The following is a 25,323-nucleotide window of genomic DNA, read 5'->3' on the forward strand; positions in this document are numbered from 1 at the left end:
ACTTACTCTTTTTGAGTGCTGTTTTAAGCATAAATGGAAAGTTATATGAACGGATTATTTAGAAAGAAATGTTTAGCCATACTTATTGTAGCAACATTCAATGCCTCGGCAGATATCACCTTTACTGGCGATACAGAAAAAACGAACAACGGCAACTCATTAACATCCTATACAGGGAATATATTTATAGGAAGAACGGATACTGATGGATCACCTGAAGCCCCGGCTGGTACGTTGCTGGTTAACAGTGGCAGTCAAATGAGCGGAGACAATAGTCTTTACATTGGAAACGCATCGGGCACCTCAGGCCTGGTCACTCTTTCTGATGCGGGCACTTCGCTGACTTTGGATAAGAATATTATTGTTTCGCTAGCGAGTGATTCTTATGGTCGACTGGATATTCTGAATGGTGCATCCTTAACAACCTCATCCTCCGGATCTGGTGCGGGAAGTATTGGGTACATGCAAAATGCTAGTGGGCTTGTAAATATTTCCGGTCAAGGTTCTGTATGGAACAGCAACGGTGCACTTAATGTCGGTGAAAACGGAAGTGGTATATTAAATATTAACCAGAATGCTTCCGCAAATTCCACCGAGTTTTGGGTGGGGCGCTATGCAAACTCTCAGGGGGTAGTAAATATTGATAACGGGATGTTGGCATCGTCCAGTTACACTGTTATTGGTAATAATGGCACTGGAGTTATGAACGTCACCAATGGCAGCCTGGTAACTAACACATTTACGGTGCTAGGCAATATAAATGGAAAGGGTGAACTTCATCTCTCTGGTCCTGGAACGATCTATAGCAGTCTCGATCATATACACGTTGGCTCCAACACTCTGGGTAGCGGGGTAGTTACAGTTTCTAAGGGGGCGACGTTAAATACGTCGTTATCAGGCAGTTCTACCATTGGAGAGTCGCTGGAGTTAGGGCGATTATCGGAAAATACGACGGGAAGCGTTGTTGTTACTGGTTCAAACTCAGTGATTAACACCAATGGTGGGCGCACCATCATTGGCAATAAGGGGGTAGGGATCCTAACCATCATGGAAAATGGCGAACTGCTGACTGAAGATATCATACTCGCAGCTAAAGCGGGGGCAATTGGGATACTCAATATTGGTGCTGCCTCCGATGAAGCGGCAACGTTTGCAGGTTATATCACTCCGACGACAAATATTAATTTTGGTGAAGGAAATGCTATCCTAAATTTCAACCACTTGAACAATGGTTACATATTTGAAAACCTGATTCAGGGGACTGGTACCGTTGAAGTTAATAGCGGCCAAACTATATTAACCGCACAAAACTCCTGGAGTGGGACAGCAAATTTAAACGCAGGTATCCTTAAAGCAGGAGCTGTAAACACATTTAGCCACAACGCGACCTACAATATTGCTGATGGTGCTTTGCTCGATCTAAATGGCTTTAACCAGACAATAAGTAGTGTATCCAACAGTGGAACAATCAACTTAAGTGGTGGGCAACCTGGTACTGTTTTGACCATTAATGGCGATTATATCGGCGAAGGGGGGCTTATCAGCTTGGGGACGCGTCTGGATGACGATAATTCTTTAACGGATAAAGTTATTATAACTGGCAACACATCAGGAGACAGCAAGGTCGCCATTGCGAATCTTGGCGGTACTGGAGCATCAACGCTTAATGGTATTGAAATAATCAGCGTCGGTGGTGCTTCAGACGGGGATTTTGTCCAGCAAGGACGTATTGTTGCTGGTGCCTGGGAATATAAACTTGCACGTGGTCTGGATGCTAATAAAGCTAACTGGTATCTATCCAGTACGTTTGTTGAAACACAGCCTGATAATAGCGGCGAAGGTAACAATGGTAACGAAATCAATGTCCTGAGGCCTGAGGCCGGTGCTTATTCTGCTAACGCTTATGCTGCTGATACTATGTTCAACACTACGCTTTCAGATCGTCTGGGAGAGACTGAATACACCGACATGATGACGGGGGAGCGTAAATTGACCAGCCTGTGGATGAAAAATACCGGAGGTCATAGCCGTATAAATGATTCTACCGGACAGCTCAAAACGAAAAGTAACCGCTATGTGCTGATGCTGGGCGGTGATTTTGCTACAGCTTTCACTGAAGGAGGCGGTGCTTTTCGTTTCGGGGCACTTGCTGGCTACGGGTATAATCATAGCAATACCCAGTCCAGTTTATCGAGATATCATGCGAAAGGGTCCGTTAATGGCTATACGACTGGACTTTATGCCACCTGGTATGCTGATGGAGATAGCGAGCAAGGTGCATACATCGACGGTGTTTTACAGCATAGCTGGTTTAACAACCGTGTGAATGGACAACTTCTGGAAGAAGAAAAATATAGTTCTAAAGGATTTAGCGCCTCTCTTGAGTCCGGTTATGTATTTCCTATGAGTAATGACGCTAAATCGGTTGCATGGTTTGTTCAACCGCAAGCAAAAATTCTCTGGTCAGGTATAAAATCAAAGGATTTAAAAGAAGCAAACGGCACGGTGGTGAAAACGGAAGGTGATAATAATCTAACTACCAGCCTTGGTTTGAAAATGTTCATCAAAGGGCATAATGCAATTGATAACCAGAAAGAACGTAATTTTAAACCCTTTGTTGAAGCAAACTGGCTTCATAACATGCATAATCGAGGTGTTGTTATGGATGGAGTAAGCGTTAATCAGTCCGGTACGCGTAACGTTGGAGAATTAAAACTGGGCGTTGAAGGCCGCATGTCACCAGAATTTAATATCACAGGGTTTGTTAATCAACAGATTGGAAATGATGGATACTCTGATACCTCAGCGGTTATTGGTTTTAAATATTCATTTTAGTGTTGACCCGGGTGGATGTGACGGCACAGTCCGGTACCACCCTGAACCTGATGAGCGGCAGTACCCTGACCGGGCGCATTCTGGATGACGGAACCGGGGGCGGGGATGTGACAGTTACCGGTCCTTCCGTCTGGCGGCTGACCGGCGATTCTGCCGTGGGCGCCCTGACCCTGAATGCCGGAACGGTGAATTTCCATGGCGGTCTCACCACCCGGCTGACGCCGGTGGCGCAGGCAGTGACCCTGACGGCCCGCACGCTGTCCGGCACCGGGACTTTCCTGATGAACACGGACATTGCGGCCTGGTCAGGTGACCTGCTGAATGTCACCGGTAATGCCAGTGGTCACTTTAATCTGGGAATTAAGAACACCGGTCAGGAGCCGGTCTCCCCGGGTGAGCCACTGCGTGTGGTTCATAGCGGCGGCGGGCTGTATGCGGACGGGGTGGTCAAATTTAACCACTTCAGCAACACACTGCAGACACAGATGAGCGATGGCACACCGGTGTATGGAGACTACAGCCAGAACGGATATGGTGTCAGTCTGGAGGTGGGTAAGACCTTCCGTGTGAATGAGACTGTCTGGGCTGAACCTTATGTCCGCGGTACGGCATTCAGTGCGGACGGAAAGGATATCCGGCTGGATAACGGGATGAACCTGGATGTGGGCGGGACGGTGGTGAAGCCGTACCTGACGGCGGCAGTGAGTCATGAATTTGCGGACAACAATAAGGTCCGGATTAATGACAGGTACGACTTCCGTAATGACCTTTCGCGGACAACAGGTAAATATGGCCTGGGAGTCAGTGCGCAGCTGACGCCGAATGCAGGCGTGTGGGTTGAGGCGCGTTACGAGAACGACAGACATACCGAGTCACCGGTAACGAGCAGCGTCGGGTTCCGTATTAACTTCTGAGTTATGTCCTGAACACGGACATTAAACGGTGAATGGCGTGGGCTGGTGAAAAACTTCCCCCGCCATTACGGTTACCGGACCGTGTGTAACCCGGTCATAAATCTATGATGCCCGGCTAAGGGAGCGTGTGACGAACGCTATTTATATTTATTTCTGATGTTCAGGTTGCACCAGTGTTATTTTTTTTGAATGGTGTCCGTAATAACGCACACTTCTGTGTGGTTCTGATATTGGTTCATTATTTACATTACCCATTTACTGTGATTATTTTTTGTAATAAAAATGACTTTTATATATTTAAGACGTGCAATAATATTTGGGGTGGTTATTTTTGCTGTTTTGTTTTATATCAAAGAAGATATCCGTTACCTTTACCGGTTATATGAAAGATATAACGACAAGCCTTCAGCGCTGAATCTACGTGCATATGTGGCAGACATTGAAGGAAAAGAGGTTAAAGGCGTTAAGGATAATTTATCGGGGCTGACCTGGTCAGATAAACACAGACTGCTTTTTGCTGTGGTTAATAAACCGCCGGAAGTGGTCTGGCTGACATCTGATGGTGAGCGGGCTGGCAGTCTGCCCATACCTGAAATTACGGATCCGGAAGCTGTGGAGTGGATGGGAGATAACCTGTTCCGGGTAGGCAGTGAGAAAGATGGGAGCGCCTGGTTGGTAAACATAGACATCCTAAAAGGAAACTACCAGCTTCTTTCTAATATACCGCTAGAAGGCTACACCCGACCCGGCAATAACGGTCTGGAAGGACTTGCCTGGGATAAAGAGAACCAGGTGCTGTTTGCGGCAAAAGAGAAAAAGCCGGTAATCATAAGCCGGGTGGACGTCCAGCGTGAAGAAAGCAGTGTCTCCACGTTACCGGCGTCTGTCACATCATCAGTCAGGGACGTGTCGGGGTTGCATTACCACTCCCCAACGGCCTCCCTCCTGGTACTCTCTGATGAATCAAACAAAGTACTGGAAATAAACAGTGAAGGGCTGGTGACTGATCGCCTGTATCTGAATGCCGGATGGGCAGGTCTGGCAGAGGATATTCCCCAGGCAGAAGGGCTTGCTCTTGATGACGAAGCTAATTTGTATATTGTGAGTGAACCTAACTTGTTTTACCGTTTCACCAAAAAACAAAATGGCAGGACAAGACTGTATCGTCCTGAGATGAGCCTGGAATAAAACGTACCTGTTACTGGTTTTGGTTTGTATAGGTACGAAAAAATAACTCGCTATCAGAGATAATAACTAAAAAAACCTCCGGTAGAGTCGGAGGGACAAAGAATATAAATTACACTCTATAATTTTTTAATTTTATATTACTACTCTCAAGTTTTCATTCTAAAAATTCAAGCATAAATCATCCTTCGCTCATATTTTCAGATGTTTTCAGTATGTCTATACTTAGGTGTTTGCCATATAATGTAAAACAGTGATAAGGGATAGGAGTTTCTGATTGTCGATTCATTTACTTCGGTGTGTGATGGTTTTGTAGTGAACTGGCGGTTGCCATAGGAAATGGGTAATTAAGTATTTATGGCAGTCCTGTAATTTAATTAACCATCTAAGCATACAATAACCGACTACTATGTTCAGTAATAGCTCGTCTATGTAGCGTGAAAGTGTTGGAATACTAACTCTATAGATGTACTTAACTAATTGATTTTATGAGTGCAAAATTTAAACGATATTATCAATAAATTGTACAACTTATTGAAAAATAAAAAATGCGTTCGGTCTTGAAAACCGGCGACCCGAAAGGGTTCCAGAGTTCGAATCTCTGCGCTTCCGCCAGATTAAAAAAAGGGGTTACCGAAAGGTAACCCCTTTTTTTTGCGGTTGGTATAGTGTGGGTATAATCACTTGGTATATTTCCCCATACGGCAATAATATCCGTCATCTTTTCTTATCATTGTGCGATCCTGGTGCTCAGGCGAATAACGTTTGCCAACGATTTTTATCGTTTTAAATGCATATCGCTTCTATTTCTGTTTAAACGTCAAGGGTGCGGTCAGTCTGTCCGAATGGAACATGTCCACAGCATGGCGAGAATTTTTTTGCCTGTAGAGTGTGTTTATCTCGTGCACGTTAAGCACAATAGCGCTATCGACGATATCCTGCATCAAGCCTGCGCTGCTATAAACAATAGCGTTGCTCATTATTTCTGCTTCTTGCGCACAACAGACTTAATGATCTTTTATTCTGCTCGCGTTATGCCAGACGCAGATAGGGTTAATGGCACATGTATGACCAATGGAGAGCAGACAATCCATGCGAATAATGTGTCTATTATTGGCCCTACAACGGAAGCGCGAACGACAGGTGTTCTGTCGCTCCCGTTTAGCCAACCACACAGGTGAGGTAATTATTATCATTTAAAAGGGTTAAGTGAATTTTACTCAGCTAAATAACCACCATCAATGGGATAAACGCCTCCGGTACAAAACGCTGAATTGTCTGATAGCAAAAACAATATGAAGTCTGCTATTTCTTGCATTCTTGCCATCCTTTTCATTGGGTGACTATTTGCGAAACTACGTACGATATTTTCAGGGAATTCACTCATTCGTGGGGTCTGGACATAGCCCGGCGCGACCGCATTGATTCGAATGCCTTGACATGCAAACTCAAGCGCTGCGGTTTGGGTTAAGCCGATTATACCATGCTTAGCCGCGGTATAAGGTGCCAACCCAGGAATGCCAACCAGTCCATTTACTGCAGATAAATTAACAATAGAGCCACCAGACTTTATCATCTGAGGTATCTCGTATTTTAAGCAGTAAAAAATGCCGCTCAATGAGGTAGCAATGACCTTATCCCAGTTTTCAACTGTCTGCTCTGTAATATTTTTATCATGCTCTCCTGTTAAGCCTGCATTATTTACAGCATAATCAAGCCTGCCAAAATGTTTGATAACGTCATCTATCATTTTCCGTACTTGTTCAGGCTGCGACACATCACATCCGATCCCTATTGCTTGTTGTCCCTGTGAAGATAACCGTTTCGCTTTTTGTTTAGCCTGCTCTGATGAGCGGGATATAATGACGACCTTCGCACCCTGTTTGTGTAATTGCTCTGCGACGGCTTCACCTATACCTGTAGTACTTCCTGTTATCACAGCTACTTTATTCTGAAAATCCATAATTTCCCCTATGAAGTAGGATTGAGTCTTACTGCTGGGGTAGTATACAAACTCGCTGTGACAGTTTTTGTCAGTACTCTTTCCCCACGCAGATCCCTTCTTTAATTCTCCATTTTTTCAATAAAGTCGTTCTGCTTTCCCTGTACGTGGAATCCAGTTGCACAATCTCTTCGATTTGGTCAGTTCTGAAATGACGAAAATCATTTCTCATCTCACACCATGCAACCAAAAGCCAGCATGATTCCATATATATCAACGCGATGGGCCATATGACCCGAGAAGAGTAAACATCTTTCTTGTCACGATACGTTATGTTGATTCTTTTTTGATTTTTAATAGCACTACGAATGTCTTCGAAAAATAACTCATTCTTTTCTGAAGGGCCGGTCAGATAGGATTGACTCTCAATAAGATTTTTTAATTCACCGGGGATAACGGCATGTATTTTGGCAAGCGCATTCCTTGCGGTGTTTTTGAAATCATAATCCGTATTATGAGAAACCCAATTTAACCCAAGTATAATAGCATTGATTTCTTCATGTGAAAGATTTAAGGGAGGTAAATGAAAGTCAGACCTGATGATATATCCAATTCCTGCGCCTCCTTCAATGGACACGCCCTGGTGTTGTAGCGTTTTAATATCTCTGTAAAGGGAGCGTACACTTATGCCTAATCGATCTGAGAGAGCGGAAGCTGTGATCGGATATCGTTGTGCCCTTAATATCTGTAATAATTCGAGAAGCCTTTCTGTTCTGGTCATGTTGAAAAATCCATCTTGATCCTGGGACTTGATCTTAAAGCACCTGCCGGATAAGCATCTTAATACAAAACAAATGTACCTGCTTAAGTTGAGTGACTCCCCGTTGATTGATATACCCCATATGCTATGCGTCCTTCAGCGGTGATGATGGACATAAACATCTACTCTTTGTTCAAAGTTTTGCCAGCTTGTCCACGCTATGCCATGGGCAGACAGTGCGTACGTCACTACTGCGCCCAGGTTTTCCATTGAGGGGAATAGTGTGCATATCGGAACACCCGCTCCGGGGCAGATTTGTCCCTGGCTGGGGAACCCGGGATGCGATCCTCCCGAGAGGATATTCCGCTTATCCTCTGAGGAAGCTGTGGATTATTAAAGCTCGTGTTGGGTAGTCGAGAGTAAATTCAATATTCTCTCCGTAAGTTTATCCTCATAACCTTCCTCTACCGGGTGATTGAACTTTACAAGTGGAGCAGAACTTCTGGTTTGCTCATATGATCTCTCAAGTAAACCAGGTTCACCACTTAGGGTGTTTACCACCGTAGATAAAACGTTAATAGCAACCTTTGATGCGTGCAGATCGAGGCTCAGATCATTAAGGTTTTTCTCGAGGATTTCAATGCGTTCATTTACGTCAGCCATGTAATCTCCTGGGTATCTGGGAATAGAGGATTCAAACTAAATACGTATAACATCAAGGTTATATGAACCCTGGGTGGATAAATATTCAGCCAGAGCAACGATATCGTCCGCCGCGAGTGTATCGATGTTGACATGTTGAGAGCGCTGACAGGTCAGTACTTTCATCAGTCGTTCTCCTGTGGTTGGTCTCCACAACATTGTAAAACCGTCCAGTAACAGCATTTATCAGCGCCAGTCGCTTTGCCTGCGATTTTGTAAAAGCAACGATCGCCGCTTTGGTCATCCATAATATTGAGTAGACATGGGTCTTGAAGGTTGCTTTTTGCTGCCAAAAAGTCGACCACTATCCCGGATAGCTTTCTTCACTACGATCGGGGCAGCGGGACGTGGTTGCTTTTTTCCGACAAGCTCCACAAAGCGTTTTTGTGGGTGTGGACAAGGCGAGCAGGAAAACGCTCTGTCTTTGTCATAATAGCCACCTGTTTTTCATTATATTTATTAGCCATTCATTCACCTCAGTCTATCTTTCTGACAAGCATAAATAAGCGTAGAACAAATTTAATGAATTCGAAGCATCATAAATACAGCCATATCTGCCTCAGCGCAAAGTGCGGTAGCCAGATGTCGATTCAGCTGTGGTCGAGGATAAGCCCTTGGCAATAAACGTCTTCGCGAACTGTTTCGTTAACACGCCAGCGGTTTTCGCTTCGTTATATGCCGATTTTTTCATTCTCTTTTTCCTTAATCCTCATCAGGAATAATTGAAATATGCCCATTACGCTCCAGAATGGCGTATTTAATTTTACCCGGCTCCGTAATGCCCTGGCTCTGCCGGGCAGCCACTAAGATATCGTCGAGAGAGACATCTACCATTTTCATCTTTTCCATTAATGGTTCGCCGTGTTCCAGCAGAATAACCGGTGATCCATCGAGAGCAGATTCAGCCCCATGCATCTGTTTTTTAATGAATCCGAACAATATGTCGATTGTCACCAACGTGACAATGGTGAGCATTGCTCCGGTAACGGAGAAATCATTGCCTAATAATGCCTGCTGTGTGGCTTCGCTAATAATCAACAGCAAAATCAGGTCGAAACTGGTCATTTGTAATAACGCCCGGCGTCCAGCAATCTTAAACACGACCAGTAAAATAAGATAAATGGCTAAGGCCCTCAGCACCATTTCCATACAGACCTCCTACGGATAAATAAATTGCCTGAAATCGATTTCAGGGCCGGAGTTTAATTGAATAACACTTTTTGCGCTGCCAGGCTTTACGGGGGTAACGAGTAACCAGATAGAGGTATCTTGCTGATTTTCATGTGTGTTATACACCAGGTACAGCTCCTCTCCCTTGCTGTACATGCTGTCAGGTTGAGGCCAGATATTCGCTGTCTCATAAAAAGAATTGAAATCTCCACCAATGCGATAAATATTCTTCCCGGATCGTTGGTCTGTAGCAGAGATTTTTAATTTAAATTCTGTTTGCAATCGACCAAACCGTTCAAAATTTAATGTCACCTCCCCGGTAGTATTCCTCTTCACCGAATCACTGAAATAACCACCAGAAAAAACACCGACTATGGCCAGGGAAATAATACACAGTAAAACAACAAACCCAATCTTATGAAATCTCGCTTCAAAATTCAGAAAACGCTGACTCTCTTCAATGCCGGGGACTTTCATGTTTTCTCTGGGCATCTTTAACCTCACCGTTTCGCTTGTATCCCGTCAGTTATCTGATTCGTAACACTATTACCTTTTAAGACTCTTCCAGTTTGCCAGATTAAGGAATAGCAATCAGACTTAATAAGTCAAGTCGACAATGAGATGAGGGTGAAATGAAATTATCCGTGGCACCATTACTATGTTGTTTTTTAATCCCGACAGTGTTTGCTGACGATAATGGTGGGCTGAAAAAAGATACGGCACCGCCGCCGCCTCACGCCCTGGATGAGGGGTATCGTGGTGTTGAAGATGCGAGAACCATGACGGTTCAACAAGCTAAAACCATGCATGACGGCGCAACCATCTCTCTGCGTGGTAATCTGATTGACGATCTGGGCGATGATAAATTTGTTTTTCGCGATAAAACCGGCAGTATCCATACGCTGATTCCACTCTCTGTCTTTGATGGTCGCACGGTAAAACCCGATCAAATGATCAGTATTAACGGCAGTCTGGACACCAAAACGCAACCGCTTGTGGTTCGCGTTAACAGAATACAAAAGTAACAATACTGCTGCTCGGCCCATTGCTGACGTTTGTAAGCTGTTAACAGTTGTTTTCTGATACCACGTGAAGGGAGGGGCGCCAGTGAATCGACAACGCGATCCACTGGCGAGAGGAGAATTAAAGAACCATGCTGGCGAGCAGGATAAATATCAGTCCGCAGATGGATAACAGCGTTGACATCAGCGTCCAGGACAGCAGCGTCTCTTTGGTTGTCAGGCCGAAGAAGTCTTTAATCATCCAGAAGCTGGCATCGTTGACGTGGGAGCAGATACAGGAACCTGCTCCAGTGGCCAGCGTAATCAACGCCAGGTTAGTGTTGGGATGTACCGCCAGCAGCGGGATAACCAGTCCGGCAGTCGAGATCGCTGCTACGGTGGCAGAACCCAGGCAAATACGCAGGAACGCGGCAACGCCCCAGGCCATCAGAATCGGATTAATATCCATGCCTGAGACCAGAGTAGAAATGTACTGACCCACGCCAGAATCGATGAGCACCTGCTTGAATGCGCCACCACCGCCGATAATCAGCAACAGTCCTGCGATACCGGCAATGGCTTTGCCGCAGGAGTCCATCAGTTCAGGGATTGTCTTTCCGCGACCCAGACCCATGGTATAAATCGCGAACAGCAACGAGATCAGCATTGCAATCGTCGAGTTACCTAAGAACAGTAATACGTTATAGAACGTGCCTGACTCCGAGGCGTTTTTAGCATGGGTCATCTGGATAATTGTCACTACCGCCATCAGGATCACCGGCAGCATCGCGGTGAGAAAGCTGATGCCAAAGCCGGGCATTTCGTTTTCGCTGAACCGGCGGGTCGCACCGAGGGAGGCAATATTCCCCTCTTTTTTAAACGCGTCAGGAATAATCCGCTGACAGAATTTGTTCAATATCGGCCCGCAAAGAATAAAGGTCGGAATGCCGACAATAATGCCGTAGATCAGTACCAGTCCCACATCTGCGCCATATTCACGGGCAATAACGGTTGGGCCGGGATGCGGGGGTAAAAAACCGTGCGCGACCAGCAAACCGGAAAGCATGGGCACACACATAAACATCGGCGATATTTTCGCTTCACGGGCGATGGCGAATAAAATAGGCACCAGAAGAATTAAGCCAACTTCGAAAAAGAGTGCGATACCGACGATAAAGGCTGAACAGACTACCGCCCAGTCAAGCCGCTTTTTACCGAAATAATTCAGCATGGTCAGGGCGATTCGCTGTGCGCCACCCGCGTCAGCCAGTAAGCGACCGAGCATCACGCCGAAGCCGAAGATTAAACCAATATGGCCCAGCGTACCGCCAAGGCCGGATTCGACCGACGTGACGACTTTATTCAGATCCATTCCACTGGCAATGGCGACAACAATCGAGACAATAATTAAGGAAACAAACGTATTGAGTTTAATTTTAATGGTTAAAAGCAGGAGTAAAGCAATCCCTGCCACAACGATAATTAGTGGCATAACGTCCTCTCATTGTAGGGTTGCGACCGGTCATAGTCCGACTACACAATGTTTTAATAATGTGTAGCCGGGTTATTTAGCGGTCAGGATATTATTATTTTTGCTTTAAGGTGTTATTCATATAATCGTTCAGGGCCGCACCGATTTTATTCACATCGTAAACACAGCCCGTCCATGTCCCACCGCTCACTGCCTGAAGCATCGCCCAAAGCCGGGTATCGTCTGGCAGTTCCGGATCAGGAAGTAAATCCTGATGGCTGGGTCTGGCGTTCAATATTGCGGTAGCCTCCTCCCGTGAGGGTAATTTTTCATCGTTACGGGTTCCGAGGAAATTGACTTCGCCCTGAAGTTCGCGGCAATCAATTTTGATTTCAATAATATCCCCGGTGCGTAATTTACTGATTGGCCCCCCGGCGAGGGCTTCCGGTCCCACGTGACCAATGCACGCGCCAGTGGAAACGCCCGAGAAACGCGCATCCGTGATCAGGGAGACATGCTTACCATAAGACAGATGTTTCAGGGCGCTGGTGACCTGGTAGGTTTCTTCCATCCCGGTACCGGAAGGGCCAACGCCGATAATGACCAGAATATCGCCTGCTTTAATTTTGTCGTGCTTGATATCGTAAATTGCTGTTTTCTCGGACAGATAAACCTTCGCCACCCCTTTATGGTAATAGATGCCTTGATCATCAATTACCGAGGGGTCAATGGCGGTGGACTTGATCACCGATCCTTCCGGAGCAATATTGCCAACCGGGAAGGTGATCGTTGAAGTCAGGCCACGCTCCCGCGCGCGTTGCGGTGACATGATCACCTCGTCGGCGTCGATCTGTTCCTGGTCGCGCAGCAGCTGTTTGAATCGCTGCCGCCGCTCGGAATGTTCCCACCAGTCGAGGTTCTCCTTCAGTGTGCTGCCGGTTACGGTCATCACGTCTTCATGCAGCAATCCAAGACTGCGAAGATGCAACATCACTTCCGGCACACCGCCTGCCATGAATGCATTCACTGTCGGGTGATAAACCGGACCATTCGGGAGCACGCTCACCAGTCGGGGCACACGCTTATTGATGCGGATCCAGTCGTCAACGGTCGGGACATGGCAGCCTGCCTGATGGGCAATCGCCGGGATGTGCAGCAGCAGGTTTGTTGAACCGCCGAACGCTGCATGAACCGTCATCGCATTCTCAATCGCTTTGTCGGTAAGGATTTCCCGGGTAGTGATACCTTTTTTACATAAGTTCAACGCTGCCCGCGCGGATGCTCTGGCGATCTCTTGCCATACCGGCTCACCGGAAGAGGCTAGCGCAGAGTGCGGGATCGCCAGCCCAAGACCTTCGGCCACCACCTGCGATGTCCCGGCGGTACCCAGAAATTGACAGCCGCCGCCAGAGGAGGCACAGGCCTTACAGCCAGCACGACGAGCGTCCTGTAGCGATAACTCGCCATTGGCGAAGCGTGCGCCGATGGTCTGCACTTTGCCGTTATCTTCTCCATCCTTCGCGGGCAGAGTCGCGCCACCAGGCACCAGCACTGTCGCTTTGTCATGCTGCGCGGCGAGGGCCATCATGGTGGCCGGGAGTCCCTTATCACAGCTCGCCACGCCAATAACGGCTTTCGCATCGGGCAAGGAGCGGATCAGGCGGCGCATCACCATTGAGGCGTCATTACGGTATGGCAGTGAATCAAACATGCCCGTTGTACCCTGTGTTCGTCCGTCGCAGGGATCGGAAACATACACGGCATAGGGTAGGGCGCGGTTCGCTTTGATCACCTCTGCTGCCGCTTTCATCTGGATATCCAGCTCGTAGTGACCCTGGTGCAGCGCCAGTGCGATGGGCTTACCGTCTTCCCCGCGTAACCCTCCCAGCGTGCTGAGCAGTAAAATGCCGTCGCGATCCAGCTCATCCGGAGACCAGCCCATTCCGGCATTCATCGTCATCCCGAACAGATCCCCGCTCGGGCGGTTGATGAGCATCTCCGCCGTCAGCGGCAGTTCACCGTCAGGCCCATCGGCGTGCGTTCTGACGGTGTAGATATCGTGACTCTCGTCAGCAAAAATAGAGCGAACAGACATGATCTTCTCCTCAGAGCGATATAATTCCCTGCGCGACCAGCAGCGCATGGACTTTTTCTTTGGCTTCTTCTGACACATCGAGAATCGGCGGCAAGCAATACGTCTCCACCGGCAATCCCACGCACTGCATGCTGTATTTGATCAGTGAGACAAACGGCGTTTCCAGGGCGTAAATCGCCGGCAGTTGCAGCAGCTTTTGATTCAGGGTGGCGGCGGTTGCCAGATCGCCCTCGCGCCAGGCGTGGTAGATACCGACAGAGAGCTCCGGAGCAAAGTTCGCGCTGGCGGATATTGCGCCATCGCCGCCCAGCAGCAGGGTGTTGAGTAAATGGTCGTCGTAGCCGCAGAAGACCGAAAATGACGGGCGCACTGACTTAACGGTGTTAATCATCGTGCGCAGATGGCCGACGCTGTCGATAGTGTCTTTGATCCCGACGATGTTCTCATTTTGCAGCGCCAGACGTTTCACGGTCTCTGGGGTTAAGTCCTGACCGGTCAGATCCGGAAAGTTGTACAGGATCACCGGCAGCGTGACGCTACGGGCGATCTGCTGGTAATAGTCGTCAAGATTGCGTGACGCGACTTTCCAGTAGTAGGGGTTAATTGCGACGACGCCGTCAGCGCCGCAGGCCTGGGCATGTTGTGCCAGTTTGACCGCTTCATCAGTAGAAGGCGAACCGACACCAATCAGGACCGGAACCCGACCACCGACAACGGCAACGGCTTCTTCGGCGAACGCCATTCGCTGGGCGGTATTCATCTGGCTAAATTCACCCCCGGTGCCAAGGTAAAACAGCCCGTCGACTCCCTTATTGATCAGGAAGTCGGCAACCTGACGCATTGCTGTTTTATCAATGGTCCCGTCACGATGAAACGTGCTGGATACCGGTGGAATAATGCCGCTGAATTTTCTCATTACCTCAGTTTCCTTTTCGTAAATACTCATTTTCGTTTCTGTAGCCCAGCCCATAAGATATTTGCCCGGCACATTTGCGGAGCAGTTCCAGATAGCCGTCGATCTTATTTCCTGAATAAACCACAGGATCGCCTGACAGCGAGATCGCATAGTTGACCCGGTTATACATATTGAATACCGGCATACTTAAACATACCGCGCCATAGGTTGATTCTTCACTGTCTATGGCCCATCCCCGAAGTCGTGTTTTTTGCAACTCCTCCAGAAATAACTTTTTATCGGTTAACGTATTGCGCGTATGCGGCGTTAACGTGATCGCATCTAAAAAATAATCCAGTTCTTCCCGTGTTTTCCAGGCTAATAACGCTTTACCCAGCGCGGTAATGTGTAATTCCAGTTTTTTGCCAATCCAGCTTTTACTCGTTGGCACTGATTCCGGGCTTTCAACCTTGTCGAGATAGATAGCAGAATAGCGCTCCATTGCCCCCAGGTGACAAACCAGGCCGCTTTTCAGCGACAGCTCCTGCATAGGCCGTTTCGTCACCTCAAAGATATTTTGGCGGTGTAGTGCCTGACAACCCAGTTCGTAGTTTTTTATTCCCAGCGAATAATGGCCATTTTTGTTTTTAATTAAGAAGCCGCACTCCACCATCACATTTAATAAATTAAGCAGGCTGCTTTTGGGATACTGGAATTCTTTTAATAGCTCCATATAACTCGCCACGCCTACCCATGCAATATGGGTTAATATTTTTTCGGCACGGACTAATGAATTACACCCTTTGCGAACCATACTGGCTCCCTCCTGTGGTTAGAATAAATAATATCGGCATTGCACAGTTGAAAATATGCCTTGTTCAACATGCTGAACCGTAATGCGATGATTAAATGTGATCTTGTACGCAGTTTTAATAGCAGAATTATCGCACTGCCAGTACGCTGAATATGAATACCTGAAAATGAAAGACGACAGGTCGTCATGGCATGATAAAGTGTAAATTGCACAAAGAACATTCGAGGTTTGCGCGATGCAACAAATTGATTTTTACATGGTTGATGCCTTCAGTACCACGACGTTTGGCGGCAATGCCGCAGCAGTCTGTCCGCTAACCGAATGGTTGCCTGATGAGACGTTACTGAAGATGTCTAAACAACATAACCAGTCAGAAACGGCCTATTTTGTCCCTGCTGAAAACGGCTTTGAGCTGCGCTGGTTTACCACGCAGGGAGAAATCAATCTGTGTGGGCATGCCACGCTGGCGGCAGCTCATGTCATCTTTGAACATCTGGATTATCCGCGCGACAGTATCCATTTTACTACCCGATTTGTTGGCCCGCTGACTGTTGCACGTAGCGGTGAATGGTTGACGCTGGATTTTCCTGCCTGGGGAACCGAGTCCGTCACGCCGCCGTCTCTTCTGCTGGAGGCGTTGGGTATCACGGAATACAAAGACATGCGCGTCGGGCGGGATTATATGGTGGTGCTGGATAATCAGCAGCAGGTTGACGTGCTGCACCCGAATATCCACGCGATGATCCCTTTAGGGAAAATGGTTTGCGTCACCGCACCGGGTGAAGGGAAATACGATTTTGTCAGCCGTTTCTTCTGTCCAGGAGAAGCCGTAGCGGAAGATCCCGTTACCGGTTCAGCGCATAGCATGCTCATTCCTTACTGGGCGGAAAAACTGAACAAAACGGAGATGCTGGCGTATCAGGGGGCCGAACGCGGTGGGGAGCTACGCTGTCAGAGTGCCGGGGAGCGTGTACATATCGGCGGACAGGCAACCACGTATCTGCTGGGTAAAGTTGTGTTGCGCTAGATAGCACTGATACCAGTCACTACAAAACTCACAAAGTCAGGATGAAGGCGCATCATGCTTAAACCGGAGTATGTCATCAGATTGAATGTCTGTCGGAAAATGACCGTAAAAAGCCAACAGCCGTAATAAATCCGATCGGCAAATACATACCCCGCTCATTGAGCAATGTCAGAACCGCATTCTCATCCATCTTATTTTATCCATACATACTGGATGGCGTACTGAGCGGAAAAGGGACATGAAAAAAAATTCCAGCGTTGCCATCCTGCTCACCGGCCAAGAGATACGTTGAAACCAGCAAAACGGCGATCGCCGGGGATATAAGTTCAATCAATTTTCATTATGGTATAGGTCTGTTCTATTGATCTGACGCGCTTAACGACTCGCTGCCGTTCGGTATGTTAGTCACACGTAACCTGACAGTGACGCCCGCAGGGGGATCAAGCGGATAATCCCTGCGACATCAAATGAGGAGGGAGTATGTTTTCTTACATCATGCTGGGTACGAACGATCTGCCACGTGCGATCGGTTTCTACGATCCGTTAATGGAGCTGCTTGGGCACCCGAAAGCAGGCCGCGGCGAAGAGGGCGCATCATGGGGGATGTTCAGTGAAAACCACACCACAGGATTGTGCGTTGGCAAACCCTTTGATGGCCAGGCCGCAGGTGTCGGTAATGGCACGATGGTGGCGCTGAATGCCCGATCCGTCGAACATATCCAACAACTTCACGCGCTCGCTCTTCGCCTGGGCGGCGCGGATGAAGGCGCGCCGGGTCACAGACCACAGTATGGACAAGGCTTTCATAGCGCCTATGTCAGAGATCCCGACGGCAATAAGCTGGCGTTTGTCTACTATGCAGACGAATGCTGAACATATCTTATGCAACAGGCTCCACCAACACTGCAGGGGTTTGATGTTTCCACGCCCGATCAGGTGGCGGATGCAATTAGCGCTGGTGCGACGGGGGCCATTTCAGGCTCTGCCATCGTCAGGATCATTGAGAAAAACAGAGATTATGAGGAAACGATGCTGGCTGAGTTAAAGGCATTTGTGATGAGCATGAAAGCGGCAACGCGTCAGCAGTAAGTACGTTTCTATTGCCTGTCGGTAGCGGCAGGCAATGGGTGACGCGACCCTGAATCTGGCGATCAATTCCGTCATCCTCATCTTCGCAAATATGGCCTGGGATGGTAAATGAGGCAATGTCTGCGACGACGGGCGTGATTTCGACGGCGATCACATTTTTCCGACCTGCGCATATCCCTGCTGAAATTACGTGTTACCATTCATCTCGTAAATACCTTACAACTCAACCCGAGGCTTTGATGCTGGAGAATGTAATCATCTGATAATCAGTTTCCCCGACCTTTTCAGGCCGGACTGATTATCAATGCGCCGAAATCGAATGCGGACACCGCTGTGTGTTTGCACGTTTTGCACATGATGATTAAACAGGTTTTCCAGTATGAATTTATCCCGTCAGGAACAACGTACCTTACACGTTCTCGCCAAAGGTGGACGTATTGCGCACGTCCGCGATGCGTCAGGCCGCGTCACCGCCGTTGAATGCTACAGCCGCGAAGGGCTGCTGCTCGCCGACTGTACACTTGCCGTCTTCAAAAAACTCAAAACCAAAAAGCTGATCAAATCCGTCAATGGTCAGCCGTACCGCATTAATACCACCGGGCTGAACAACGTGCGTGCTCAGCCAGATAACCGCTAAGGAGAGCGTTATGACAACACGCAACTTCACTATTCATATTACCGATGAAAGTGATACCAACGACATCCGGGAAGTCGAAACCCGCGCCTTTGGCTACAGTAAAGAGGCCTGCCTGGTGGCTTCTTTGCTCGAGGACGACACTGCGCGTCCAACGTTATCGTTGCTGGCCAGACAGGAAGGTAACGCCGTCGGGCATATCCTGTTTACCCGGGCGACATTCAAAGGAGAAATGGATTCCCCTCTGATGCATATCCTTGCTCCCCTGGCGGTCATCCCTGAATACCAGGGGAGGGGCGTGGGCGGATTATTGATTCGTACCGGTATAGAACACTTACGCTCGATGGGATGCCAGTGCGTTTTTGTTCTCGGTCATGCCACTTACTATCCGCGACATGGATTTGAACCCTGTGCAGGAGACAAAGGCTTTCCCGCGCCTTACCCCATTGCGGAGGAACATAAGGCCTGCTGGATGATGCAGTCCCTCTCCGCACAACCCTTTGATCGTGCCGGCGACATCCAATGTGCGCAGGCCTTAATGAAACCGGAGCACTGGCGTGAATAACAATCAGACTGAACGCTCTGTTACTCGTAACGCAATGAAAGGAATTAACTAATGGATATCCCACGTATTTTTACGATTAGCGAAAGCGAACATCGCATTCATAACCCGTTTACGCCGGAAAAGTATGCCACATTGGGCCGGGTGTTACGCATGAAGCCGGGAGCGCGCATTCTTGATCTCGGCAGTGGTTCTGGTGAGATGCTCTGCACCTGGGCGCGCGATCACGGCATTAACGGTACCGGTATCGACATGAGCCAGCTTTTTACCGCCCAGGCAAAACAGCGTGCTGAAGAGCTTGGCGTCAGCGAACGCGTCCATTTTATTCATAACGACGCGGCGGGTTACGTCACGGACGAAAAATGCGACGTGGCGGCCTGTGTTGGCGCGACCTGGATTGCCGGTGGCGTAGCCGGAAGCGTCGGGCTGTTGGCAAAAAGCCTCAAGCCAGGCGGAATGATACTGATCGGTGAACCTTACTGGCGTCAGGTTCCCGCAACGGAAGAGATCGCCCAGGCCTGTGGTGTTTCGTCGAAGGTTGATTTTCTCACCCTTCCTGGGCTCGTCTCTTCTTTCAACGAACTCGGCTATGACGTTGTTGAAATGGTGCTGGCAGACCAGGAGGGCTGGGACCGATATGAAGCGGCGAAATGGCTGACAATGCGCCGTTGGTTAGAAGCTAATGCAGAGGATGATTTTGCCGATGAGGTTCGCGCGGAGTTGACGATAGCGCCTGAACGCCATGTCACCTACACCCGGGAATACTTCGGTTGGGGCGTATTTGCGTTAATCGCACGATAAAGTAAGTAATGCGGCATAGCCTGAGGGCTATGTCGTATTCTCTCCAGAAGAGAAGCGTCGTGGCGAAAGCAACGACCGTATTAAATAATTATCACACCTGAAACCTTCTTCCTTTCTGTCTCACAAAGACGTCCGGCCAGGTGCGTCCACAATTAATCGTTAAAAAAGCGAAAATGGATTGTTTCTGTGACGCGGTTATAATAATTATTTAATAATCCATAAAAGGTTAGGGCCTGTTTTTAAATACGTTAAATAATTTCTTGTTAATAATTAACATTCTCTTCTCTTGTGTTTGTAGGATAATTCAGTATTTTCAGAAGATTCTTAAAATGTATTTTTGATAATTCCTAAGATTGATGCTGATATTTATTTATTTTCCTGGATGGCGATTAAATAATCCTGGTTTTTTTATGATTTAACACGTTGTTGTGTTGATTTATTGTTTCTGTTTGTTTTCTGCATTGTTACACCATATGACTTTTTTGTTTTTTGTAACAAATTGATATTTATATAAATATGTTGGTTTTTGTTAATATTCCGATCTGGTGTGACGATAGAAATAAGAATAGTGATAGTTTTTTCCTATCATGATGTATTAGATTGAACAGTTATATCATTTGGCAGTTTTTTTAAGTTAAGTGTATATTTGCGAATAGCGATACAAGGAGGGATAACGTGGTTGTCGATGATAAAATTTCTCCACTGATCGCTCTTGCGCTGAGTGAAATAAAAAATTGGGCAGCGAGGCCATCAGATCGGAAACCATTCTGCTTTCTTCCTGCAATGTGGGTACAAACACGATGCTGTTGCGCCATAGTCGCTGAATATACATTAGTGAGTATTTCAGATAAACAAGATAATTTGTTCCTGAAACAACATATAAACTATAGTGATTCTATTAGTCTGATTATTGAAAAACTTAAGGATGCGCAGGCTAACAGTGGGGAGCAGACGTGTGAGTTCTGCCAGTTTATGGCGAGGATGAATCGGGCGGATAAACACACGCTCAATGCGATTGTTTGTCTGGATACCTATGCTGACGCTTCGCAATATCTGGGGTTGAGCCAGAAGTCGATATACTCAAGGTTGTACAGTATTCTTGAACGTATTAACGTAAGGGATAAGCGGTTATTTTTTCGCTGGTATAAATATATGTTGATTCATTCAACAACATTCCGGCCTCAGGGCCTGAATATTGTCCTTTCTGTGGCGGATTTTCCACCAGGCTCAGAAGTGAATGAAACGATCAACGGGCACTGAAACGTAACAGAAAAGGGAATCCTTACGGATTCCTTTTTCGCGTGTCCTGTTCAGCACGTCTATGGCAAGGGAGATCCGGCAGGGGGCACCCCTTGCCGCATCAGACTGATATTCTATACAGATGATAAGCCCTTCCGGGTTACGTCAGGATTGACGTTCGTGAATTGAATGGCTTTGGCATACCTGATGTGGGCCATTAAAACCGAACATTTACTGCGACGCCTGTTAGCAGAAAAACATACGTTATGGGCTAAGACCTGCTTTAGAGAGGGAACTTACTGATACCCGCGTTTGCTTCTTCAGACCGCAGTCAGAGTTGTTTTTCGTACAGGCGATAGCGCTTATAGGCAACTCCGCCGATGCGTTCCAGGATTGTGCGCATCCCGCTATTAGACTCCAGAATCCAGGACATCTCCAGCGCGTCAATATGGTGTCTGGCAAACGGGTCGCGTAATGCCTCTATTAACAGCAGAGCCATGACCGGGCCAATGCGGCTGAACTGATATTCCTGACGAACGCCCATCAGAGGCACCCGCGCGGTGCGTACGCCGCTCACTTTTAGTCGCCAGAGCAGTTTGGCCCAGCCGAAAGGCAACAGCCGACCGTTGAGATCGGCGATCGCCTCATTAATATTCGGCAGGCCAACGATAAAGGCGCAAGGCACCGAATCTATTTCAGCAATGTGAATCATATCGTCCGGAACAAGGAATTTGAGCTGCTCGCCCATGGAGGCGAATTCGTGTTCCGTGAAGGGGACAAATCCCCAGTTGTGCTGCCATCCGGAGTTGAAAATTTCACGCAGAATCTGCATTTCTTCACTAAACCGCTTACGGTTGATGCTGCGAATGGTGACCTTTTGACGCACCTGATCCATCAGTCGGACCAGCGACGGTGAGAAAGATAAATCTGTGCGCTGCATCCAATAGGCAAGCAGATCGATTCCTTTGGTGTATCCCAGTTGTTCCACGTGAGCGCCATAATAGGGTTTCCCGTGTGGCATCAGCGCGCAGGGCGGCGTCTCAAAGCCATCAACCAGCAGGCCGCTTTCCTGGTTAATGTTCAGGCTAAAAGGTCCGGTGATTTTTTGTGCCCCGGCGGATTTCAGCCATGATTCGGCGGCGGCAAACAGTGCGCTAAAGACCTCAGGGTCGTCGATGGCATCGAGCATGCCAAAATGACCCGTGTCGTTGCCATACCGTTTGCGATGCAGGGTTTCAATTTGTGCCGTGATGCGTCCGACGACCCGTCCTGCTTTTTTAGCGATCCATGCCTGCCAACGAATATGTTCAGAACCCGGATTTTTCGCGGACAGATGCTCTGCGCGTTCAAGGTGCAAGGGGTCGATCCAGCTGTCGTCGGCGCAATAAAGTGAAGAAGGGAAAGAGATAAACGTGTTGAGGTCATGTTTATTCATGACTTTTTGTATCTGAATCATAAACAGCCTTAAATAAAAAGTACAGAAATAAACATAATTACACTGACTGCTATGTTGTCAGTCGAAACGAAATAAATTACTGAATGTTTCTTTCTCTCTTTTACCACTTAATGCGGTTGGTGATAAAACAGGACGGTAAAACGTAAGGCTGGAGGCGGACAGGGTGTTTAATGATAACTCTCCCTTCGGAGAATGAAATAAAATATTTAGCTGGGTAATATCATAATTATTGAAATTGAAATGCAGAAAAACATTTATTTTGCTGATGATCTTTTAGCCAAAAAAGAGATACTGTTTAATGACTATTTAATTTATATTATCACCCGCCGATTATTTGTTTTGTATATCCATCGATTTTAAATTCAAACATTTTCATGGTGTATATGTCCAATAGAATCTCAACTCATTCTCTTCCTATGCGTTATGCTGACTTTTCAACCCTGGTGGAAGCTCTGGACTATGCCGCTTTGGGAAATGCAGGAATGAATTTTTATGATCGACGCATTCAGCCTGAAGCAGTACTGGAATACCGAGAGCTAAAAATGCGGGCTAAAGCCGGAGCCCGACGGTTGCTTTCATTGAATCTCAATAAGGGCGATCGCGTCGCGCTGATTGCGGAAACCAGCGTCGGTTTTGTCGAAGCCTTTTTTGCGTGTCAGTATGCGGGGTTGGTGGCGGTACCGCTGGCCATTCCTATGGGGGTTGGACAACGCGATTCTTATTCCGCGAAATTGCAGGGCCTGCTCACCAGTTGTCAGCCTGCGGCCATCATCAGCAGTGACCAATGGTTGTCGCTGATAAATGTGGTCAACGAGCATGGTTCGGCAATCCGCATTCTCAGCAATGCGCAATTTAATGCGCTGCCGGAAAAGGATATTGAGTTGCCATTACCGTCGCCAGACGATATTGCTTACCTTCAGTACACCTCAGGCAGCACGCGTTTTCCTCGTGGCGTCATTATTACTCACCGTGAAGTTATGGCGAATCTGCATGTGATTAGCCATGATGGAATCAAATTGCGAGACAGTGACCGTTGCGTATCCTGGCTGCCTTTTTATCATGATATGGGGCTGGTGGGCTTTCTGCTTACGCCTGTGGCGACTCAACTATCCGTTGACTATCTGCGCACCCAGGATTTTGCTATGCGCCCGCTGCAGTGGCTGAAATTAATCAGTCAGAACCGCTGCACCGTCTCCGTTGCGCCGCCTTTCGGTTACGATTTATGCCTGCGTCGTATCAATGACAACGAACTTGCCGGGTTGGATCTCTCCTGCTGGCGCGTAGCCGGAGTGGGGGCAGAACCCATTTCCGCCGGACAACTGAATCAGTTTGGCGAATGTTTCAAGCGCGCGGGATTTGACAGCAAAGCATTCATGCCGTGCTATGGTTTGGCTGAAAATGCGCTGGCGGTGAGCTTTTCTGATGAAGCCTCCGGCTCACAGGTGAACGATGTCGATCGCGACGTACTCGAATGCCAGGGTAAAGCGGTTGCGCCGACGAAAAGTACCCGGGCGATATCTACCTTCGTGAATTGCGGTAAAGCGCTTCCCGGCCACCGCATTGAAATTCGTAACGAAGTTGGGAGCCCATTGCCTGAAAGAGACGTTGGCCATATCTGCATTTCCGGTCCGAGTCTGATGAGTGGTTATTTTCAGGATCCGGTTTCGCAGAAGGATATCCAGTCAACGGGATGGTTGGATACCGGGGATCTGGGCTATCTTCTGGATGGCTACCTGTACGTGACGGGACGTATAAAAGATCTGATCATTATTCGCGGTCGGAATATCTGGCCACAGGATATTGAGTATATTGCAGAACAGGAACCGGAAATACATTCCGGCGATGCGATAGCATTTGTGACGTCTCAGGAACGGATTATTTTACAGATCCAGTGCCGGGTCAGTTGTGAAGAACGTCGGGCGCAGATCGTCCATAGCCTGACCGCACGGGTACAAAGCGAGTTTGGGGTTTCTGTCAGCATCGAACTCTTGCCGCCGCACAGTATTCCACGGACATCATCCGGGAAACCAGCGCGTGCGGAAGCAAAAAAACGCTACCTGAATCTCTTTGCTGAGTCGCTTAACTCACCGATCCCTATGCCGGGATACTTGCAATGAGCATCACGGTTGCGGTGACAGGTGGAACCGGCTTTATCGGGAAGCATATTATTGATGACCTGCTGTCCCGCGGTTTTGCCGTTCGGGTGTTAACCCGAACGATTCGCCACGACGTGCGCGATAATCTTGTCTGGATCAGGGGGGCGCTGGAAGACAGTGAGGCACTGGCGCAACTGGTCGCCGGGGCGGAACATGTCATCCACTGTGCAGGGCAGGTTCGCGGACACACAGAAGCGATCTTCACCCGCTGCAATGTTGAAGGCAGCCAACGGCTGATGCAGGCCGCGAAAGAGAGCGGCAGCTGTCGACGCTTTCTGTTTATCTCGTCGCTTGCAGCACGTCACCCGGTGAGTAGTGACAGTGATGTATGGATCAAACTGAGAACCCGGAAACAACCGGGAATTCATGAGAATAAGCGGGAGGAAGTCTTGAGTTGTGAGGCTTCGCACAGCAATGGGCTATTCGATGAGTTGAAAATCAGACAGATCGTCAACATTAGATCATCAGATAGTAATAACAGTTTTGTGTCATATAGATTTGGATCGCATTGCGGATAATTTTAAAGCATTTAACGGGATTTAAAAGTAGCTTAAAACATACCCACAGGAGGTGCG

Annotated in this window: 23 protein-coding genes and 2 pseudogenes; 13 read left to right on the plus strand and 12 right to left on the minus strand. The window is 47.8% G+C overall.

Annotated features, from left to right (window positions below; translation table 11 throughout):
- Positions 1-45 precede the first annotated feature (45 nt).
- From C2U53_RS19595 to C2U53_RS19605, 3 genes are all read left to right on the plus strand, one after another.
- A complete protein-coding gene (locus tag C2U53_RS19595; protein ID WP_172740583.1) occupies positions 46-2,835 on the plus strand; it encodes an autotransporter outer membrane beta-barrel domain-containing protein in 2,790 nt (929 codons plus the stop codon).
- 17 nt (positions 2,836-2,852) lie between these two features.
- Positions 2,853-3,749, plus strand: coding sequence for an autotransporter outer membrane beta-barrel domain-containing protein (locus C2U53_RS19600; protein WP_052517394.1), 897 nt, complete (start codon positions 2,853-2,855; stop codon positions 3,747-3,749).
- A 282-nt stretch (positions 3,750-4,031) separates the two neighbouring features.
- Positions 4,032-4,937 (plus strand): SdiA-regulated domain-containing protein, encoded by a 906-nt coding sequence (locus C2U53_RS19605; RefSeq protein WP_371415043.1) that lies wholly within the window; start codon positions 4,032-4,034, stop codon positions 4,935-4,937.
- 1,213 nt (positions 4,938-6,150) lie between these two features.
- Here C2U53_RS19605 and C2U53_RS19610 read toward each other — a convergent pair.
- From C2U53_RS19610 to C2U53_RS19630, 7 genes are all read right to left on the minus strand, one after another.
- A complete protein-coding gene (locus C2U53_RS19610) occupies positions 6,151-6,897 on the minus strand; it encodes an SDR family NAD(P)-dependent oxidoreductase (RefSeq protein WP_090050582.1) in 747 nt (248 codons plus the stop codon).
- 70 nt (positions 6,898-6,967) lie between these two features.
- Positions 6,968-7,657: a YafY family protein gene (locus C2U53_RS19615; RefSeq protein WP_044258130.1), complete on the minus strand. Its 690-nt coding sequence runs from the start codon at positions 7,655-7,657 to the stop codon at positions 6,968-6,970.
- 372 nt (positions 7,658-8,029) lie between these two features.
- Complete coding sequence (locus tag C2U53_RS19620; RefSeq protein ID WP_044258129.1) at positions 8,030-8,299, minus strand: hypothetical protein; 270 nt, start codon at positions 8,297-8,299, stop codon at positions 8,030-8,032.
- Positions 8,300-8,335: 36 nt separating this feature from the next.
- The gene (locus tag C2U53_RS30580) at positions 8,336-8,464 is read right to left on the minus strand and encodes a hypothetical protein (protein ID WP_255347751.1); all 129 of its coding nucleotides are present in this window, start codon (positions 8,462-8,464) and stop codon (positions 8,336-8,338) included.
- A gap of 433 nt (positions 8,465-8,897) precedes the next feature.
- Positions 8,898-9,029: a hypothetical protein gene (locus C2U53_RS30585; RefSeq protein WP_256387523.1), complete on the minus strand. Its 132-nt coding sequence runs from the start codon at positions 9,027-9,029 to the stop codon at positions 8,898-8,900.
- Between the two features lie 11 nt (positions 9,030-9,040).
- Positions 9,041-9,487: a DUF421 domain-containing protein gene (locus tag C2U53_RS19625; protein WP_043001087.1), complete on the minus strand. Its 447-nt coding sequence runs from the start codon at positions 9,485-9,487 to the stop codon at positions 9,041-9,043.
- Between the two features lie 9 nt (positions 9,488-9,496).
- The gene (locus C2U53_RS19630; protein ID WP_229233667.1) at positions 9,497-9,985 is read right to left on the minus strand and encodes a hypothetical protein; all 489 of its coding nucleotides are present in this window, start codon (positions 9,983-9,985) and stop codon (positions 9,497-9,499) included.
- A gap of 155 nt (positions 9,986-10,140) precedes the next feature.
- Between C2U53_RS19630 and C2U53_RS19635 the strand changes: the two genes are divergently transcribed.
- Entirely contained in the window at positions 10,141-10,533 is a 393-nt protein-coding gene (locus tag C2U53_RS19635) for a YdeI family stress tolerance OB fold protein (protein ID WP_043001085.1), read from the plus strand.
- A gap of 118 nt (positions 10,534-10,651) precedes the next feature.
- Here the strand turns inward: C2U53_RS19635 and C2U53_RS19640 are convergent, their stop codons facing one another.
- The 4 genes from C2U53_RS19640 to C2U53_RS19655 form a co-directional block, all read right to left on the minus strand.
- Positions 10,652-12,001, minus strand: a complete 1,350-nt coding sequence (locus C2U53_RS19640) for a GntP family permease (protein ID WP_043001084.1) — start codon at positions 11,999-12,001, stop codon at positions 10,652-10,654.
- A gap of 94 nt (positions 12,002-12,095) precedes the next feature.
- The gene (yjhG, locus tag C2U53_RS19645; RefSeq protein WP_104446325.1) at positions 12,096-14,075 is read right to left on the minus strand and encodes a xylonate dehydratase YjhG; all 1,980 of its coding nucleotides are present in this window, start codon (positions 14,073-14,075) and stop codon (positions 12,096-12,098) included.
- A 10-nt stretch (positions 14,076-14,085) separates the two neighbouring features.
- Positions 14,086-14,991, minus strand: coding sequence for a dihydrodipicolinate synthase family protein (locus C2U53_RS19650; RefSeq protein WP_043001082.1), 906 nt, complete (start codon positions 14,989-14,991; stop codon positions 14,086-14,088).
- A 4-nt stretch (positions 14,992-14,995) separates the two neighbouring features.
- On the minus strand, positions 14,996-15,784 hold the full coding sequence (locus tag C2U53_RS19655) for an IclR family transcriptional regulator (protein WP_043001081.1): 789 nt from the start codon (positions 15,782-15,784) through the stop codon (positions 14,996-14,998).
- 235 nt (positions 15,785-16,019) lie between these two features.
- On the opposite strand from C2U53_RS19655, the gene C2U53_RS19660 reads away from it, so the two are divergent.
- The 7 genes and pseudogenes from C2U53_RS19660 (at position 16,020) to C2U53_RS19695 (ending at position 21,157) form a co-directional block, all read left to right on the plus strand.
- Positions 16,020-16,811: a PhzF family phenazine biosynthesis protein gene (locus C2U53_RS19660; RefSeq protein WP_043001080.1), complete on the plus strand. Its 792-nt coding sequence runs from the start codon at positions 16,020-16,022 to the stop codon at positions 16,809-16,811.
- Between the two features lie 480 nt (positions 16,812-17,291).
- Positions 17,292-17,684: a VOC family protein gene (locus C2U53_RS19665; RefSeq protein WP_043001079.1), complete on the plus strand. Its 393-nt coding sequence runs from the start codon at positions 17,292-17,294 to the stop codon at positions 17,682-17,684.
- 18 nt (positions 17,685-17,702) lie between these two features.
- Positions 17,703-17,900 (plus strand): annotated as a pseudogene (locus C2U53_RS19670) (tryptophan synthase subunit alpha); the annotation flags it as partial.
- Between the two features lie 379 nt (positions 17,901-18,279).
- Entirely contained in the window at positions 18,280-18,537 is a 258-nt protein-coding gene (locus C2U53_RS19680) for a YjhX family toxin (RefSeq protein WP_043001077.1), read from the plus strand.
- Between the two features lie 10 nt (positions 18,538-18,547).
- Positions 18,548-19,095: pseudogene (locus C2U53_RS19685) on the plus strand (GNAT family N-acetyltransferase).
- A gap of 55 nt (positions 19,096-19,150) precedes the next feature.
- The gene (locus C2U53_RS19690; RefSeq protein ID WP_054177314.1) at positions 19,151-19,897 is read left to right on the plus strand and encodes a cyclopropane-fatty-acyl-phospholipid synthase family protein; all 747 of its coding nucleotides are present in this window, start codon (positions 19,151-19,153) and stop codon (positions 19,895-19,897) included.
- Positions 19,898-20,572: 675 nt separating this feature from the next.
- The gene (locus C2U53_RS19695; RefSeq protein ID WP_044264020.1) at positions 20,573-21,157 is read left to right on the plus strand and encodes a hypothetical protein; all 585 of its coding nucleotides are present in this window, start codon (positions 20,573-20,575) and stop codon (positions 21,155-21,157) included.
- A 310-nt stretch (positions 21,158-21,467) separates the two neighbouring features.
- On the opposite strand, the gene C2U53_RS19700 is transcribed toward C2U53_RS19695, so the two are convergent.
- Positions 21,468-22,592, minus strand: coding sequence for an N-acetyltransferase (locus tag C2U53_RS19700; protein ID WP_104446326.1), 1,125 nt, complete (start codon positions 22,590-22,592; stop codon positions 21,468-21,470).
- 383 nt (positions 22,593-22,975) lie between these two features.
- On the opposite strand from C2U53_RS19700, the gene C2U53_RS19705 reads away from it, so the two are divergent.
- Together C2U53_RS19705 and C2U53_RS19710 are read left to right on the plus strand one after the other, a co-directional pair.
- Positions 22,976-24,709, plus strand: coding sequence for a fatty acyl-AMP ligase (locus tag C2U53_RS19705; RefSeq protein ID WP_210437014.1), 1,734 nt, complete (start codon positions 22,976-22,978; stop codon positions 24,707-24,709).
- Complete coding sequence (locus C2U53_RS19710; protein WP_104446328.1) at positions 24,706-25,266, plus strand: NAD(P)-dependent oxidoreductase; 561 nt, start codon at positions 24,706-24,708, stop codon at positions 25,264-25,266. The genes C2U53_RS19705 and C2U53_RS19710 overlap by 4 nt, the downstream gene beginning before the upstream one ends.
- The last annotated feature ends 57 nt before the right edge of the window (positions 25,267-25,323 follow it).

Origin of the sequence: Citrobacter sp. CFNIH10, assembly GCF_002934585.1 — a bacterium.
In the GTDB taxonomy this organism is placed as follows: Bacteria; Pseudomonadota; Gammaproteobacteria; order Enterobacterales; family Enterobacteriaceae; genus Citrobacter_A; species Citrobacter_A amalonaticus.

What these genes read in the sequence shown, in the direction of transcription:
- C2U53_RS19595 (WP_172740583.1), top strand. Translation starts at nt 46, where the DNA reads ATGAACGGATTATTTAGAAAGAAATGTTTAGCCATACTTATTGTAGCA.
- C2U53_RS19605 (WP_371415043.1), top strand. Translation starts at nt 4,032, where the DNA reads ATGACTTTTATATATTTAAGACGTGCAATAATATTTGGGGTGGTTATT.
- C2U53_RS19610 (WP_090050582.1), bottom strand. Translation starts at nt 6,897, where the DNA reads ATGGATTTTCAGAATAAAGTAGCTGTGATAACAGGAAGTACTACAGGT.
- C2U53_RS19615 (WP_044258130.1), bottom strand. Translation starts at nt 7,657, where the DNA reads ATGACCAGAACAGAAAGGCTTCTCGAATTATTACAGATATTAAGGGCA.
- C2U53_RS19620 (WP_044258129.1), bottom strand. Translation starts at nt 8,299, where the DNA reads ATGGCTGACGTAAATGAACGCATTGAAATCCTCGAGAAAAACCTTAAT.
- C2U53_RS30580 (WP_255347751.1), bottom strand. Translation starts at nt 8,464, where the DNA reads ATGAAAGTACTGACCTGTCAGCGCTCTCAACATGTCAACATCGATACA.
- C2U53_RS30585 (WP_256387523.1), bottom strand. Translation starts at nt 9,029, where the DNA reads ATGAAAAAATCGGCATATAACGAAGCGAAAACCGCTGGCGTGTTAACG.
- C2U53_RS19625 (WP_043001087.1), bottom strand. Translation starts at nt 9,487, where the DNA reads ATGGAAATGGTGCTGAGGGCCTTAGCCATTTATCTTATTTTACTGGTC.
- C2U53_RS19630 (WP_229233667.1), bottom strand. Translation starts at nt 9,985, where the DNA reads ATGAAAGTCCCCGGCATTGAAGAGAGTCAGCGTTTTCTGAATTTTGAA.
- C2U53_RS19635 (WP_043001085.1), top strand. Translation starts at nt 10,141, where the DNA reads ATGAAATTATCCGTGGCACCATTACTATGTTGTTTTTTAATCCCGACA.
- C2U53_RS19640 (WP_043001084.1), bottom strand. Translation starts at nt 12,001, where the DNA reads ATGCCACTAATTATCGTTGTGGCAGGGATTGCTTTACTCCTGCTTTTA.
- yjhG (WP_104446325.1), bottom strand. Translation starts at nt 14,075, where the DNA reads ATGTCTGTTCGCTCTATTTTTGCTGACGAGAGTCACGATATCTACACC.
- C2U53_RS19650 (WP_043001082.1), bottom strand. Translation starts at nt 14,991, where the DNA reads ATGAGAAAATTCAGCGGCATTATTCCACCGGTATCCAGCACGTTTCAT.
- C2U53_RS19655 (WP_043001081.1), bottom strand. Translation starts at nt 15,784, where the DNA reads ATGGTTCGCAAAGGGTGTAATTCATTAGTCCGTGCCGAAAAAATATTA.
- C2U53_RS19660 (WP_043001080.1), top strand. Translation starts at nt 16,020, where the DNA reads ATGCAACAAATTGATTTTTACATGGTTGATGCCTTCAGTACCACGACG.
- C2U53_RS19665 (WP_043001079.1), top strand. Translation starts at nt 17,292, where the DNA reads ATGTTTTCTTACATCATGCTGGGTACGAACGATCTGCCACGTGCGATC.
- C2U53_RS19680 (WP_043001077.1), top strand. Translation starts at nt 18,280, where the DNA reads ATGAATTTATCCCGTCAGGAACAACGTACCTTACACGTTCTCGCCAAA.
- C2U53_RS19690 (WP_054177314.1), top strand. Translation starts at nt 19,151, where the DNA reads ATGGATATCCCACGTATTTTTACGATTAGCGAAAGCGAACATCGCATT.
- C2U53_RS19700 (WP_104446326.1), bottom strand. Translation starts at nt 22,592, where the DNA reads ATGATTCAGATACAAAAAGTCATGAATAAACATGACCTCAACACGTTT.
- C2U53_RS19705 (WP_210437014.1), top strand. Translation starts at nt 22,976, where the DNA reads ATGTCCAATAGAATCTCAACTCATTCTCTTCCTATGCGTTATGCTGAC.
- C2U53_RS19710 (WP_104446328.1), top strand. Translation starts at nt 24,706, where the DNA reads ATGAGCATCACGGTTGCGGTGACAGGTGGAACCGGCTTTATCGGGAAG.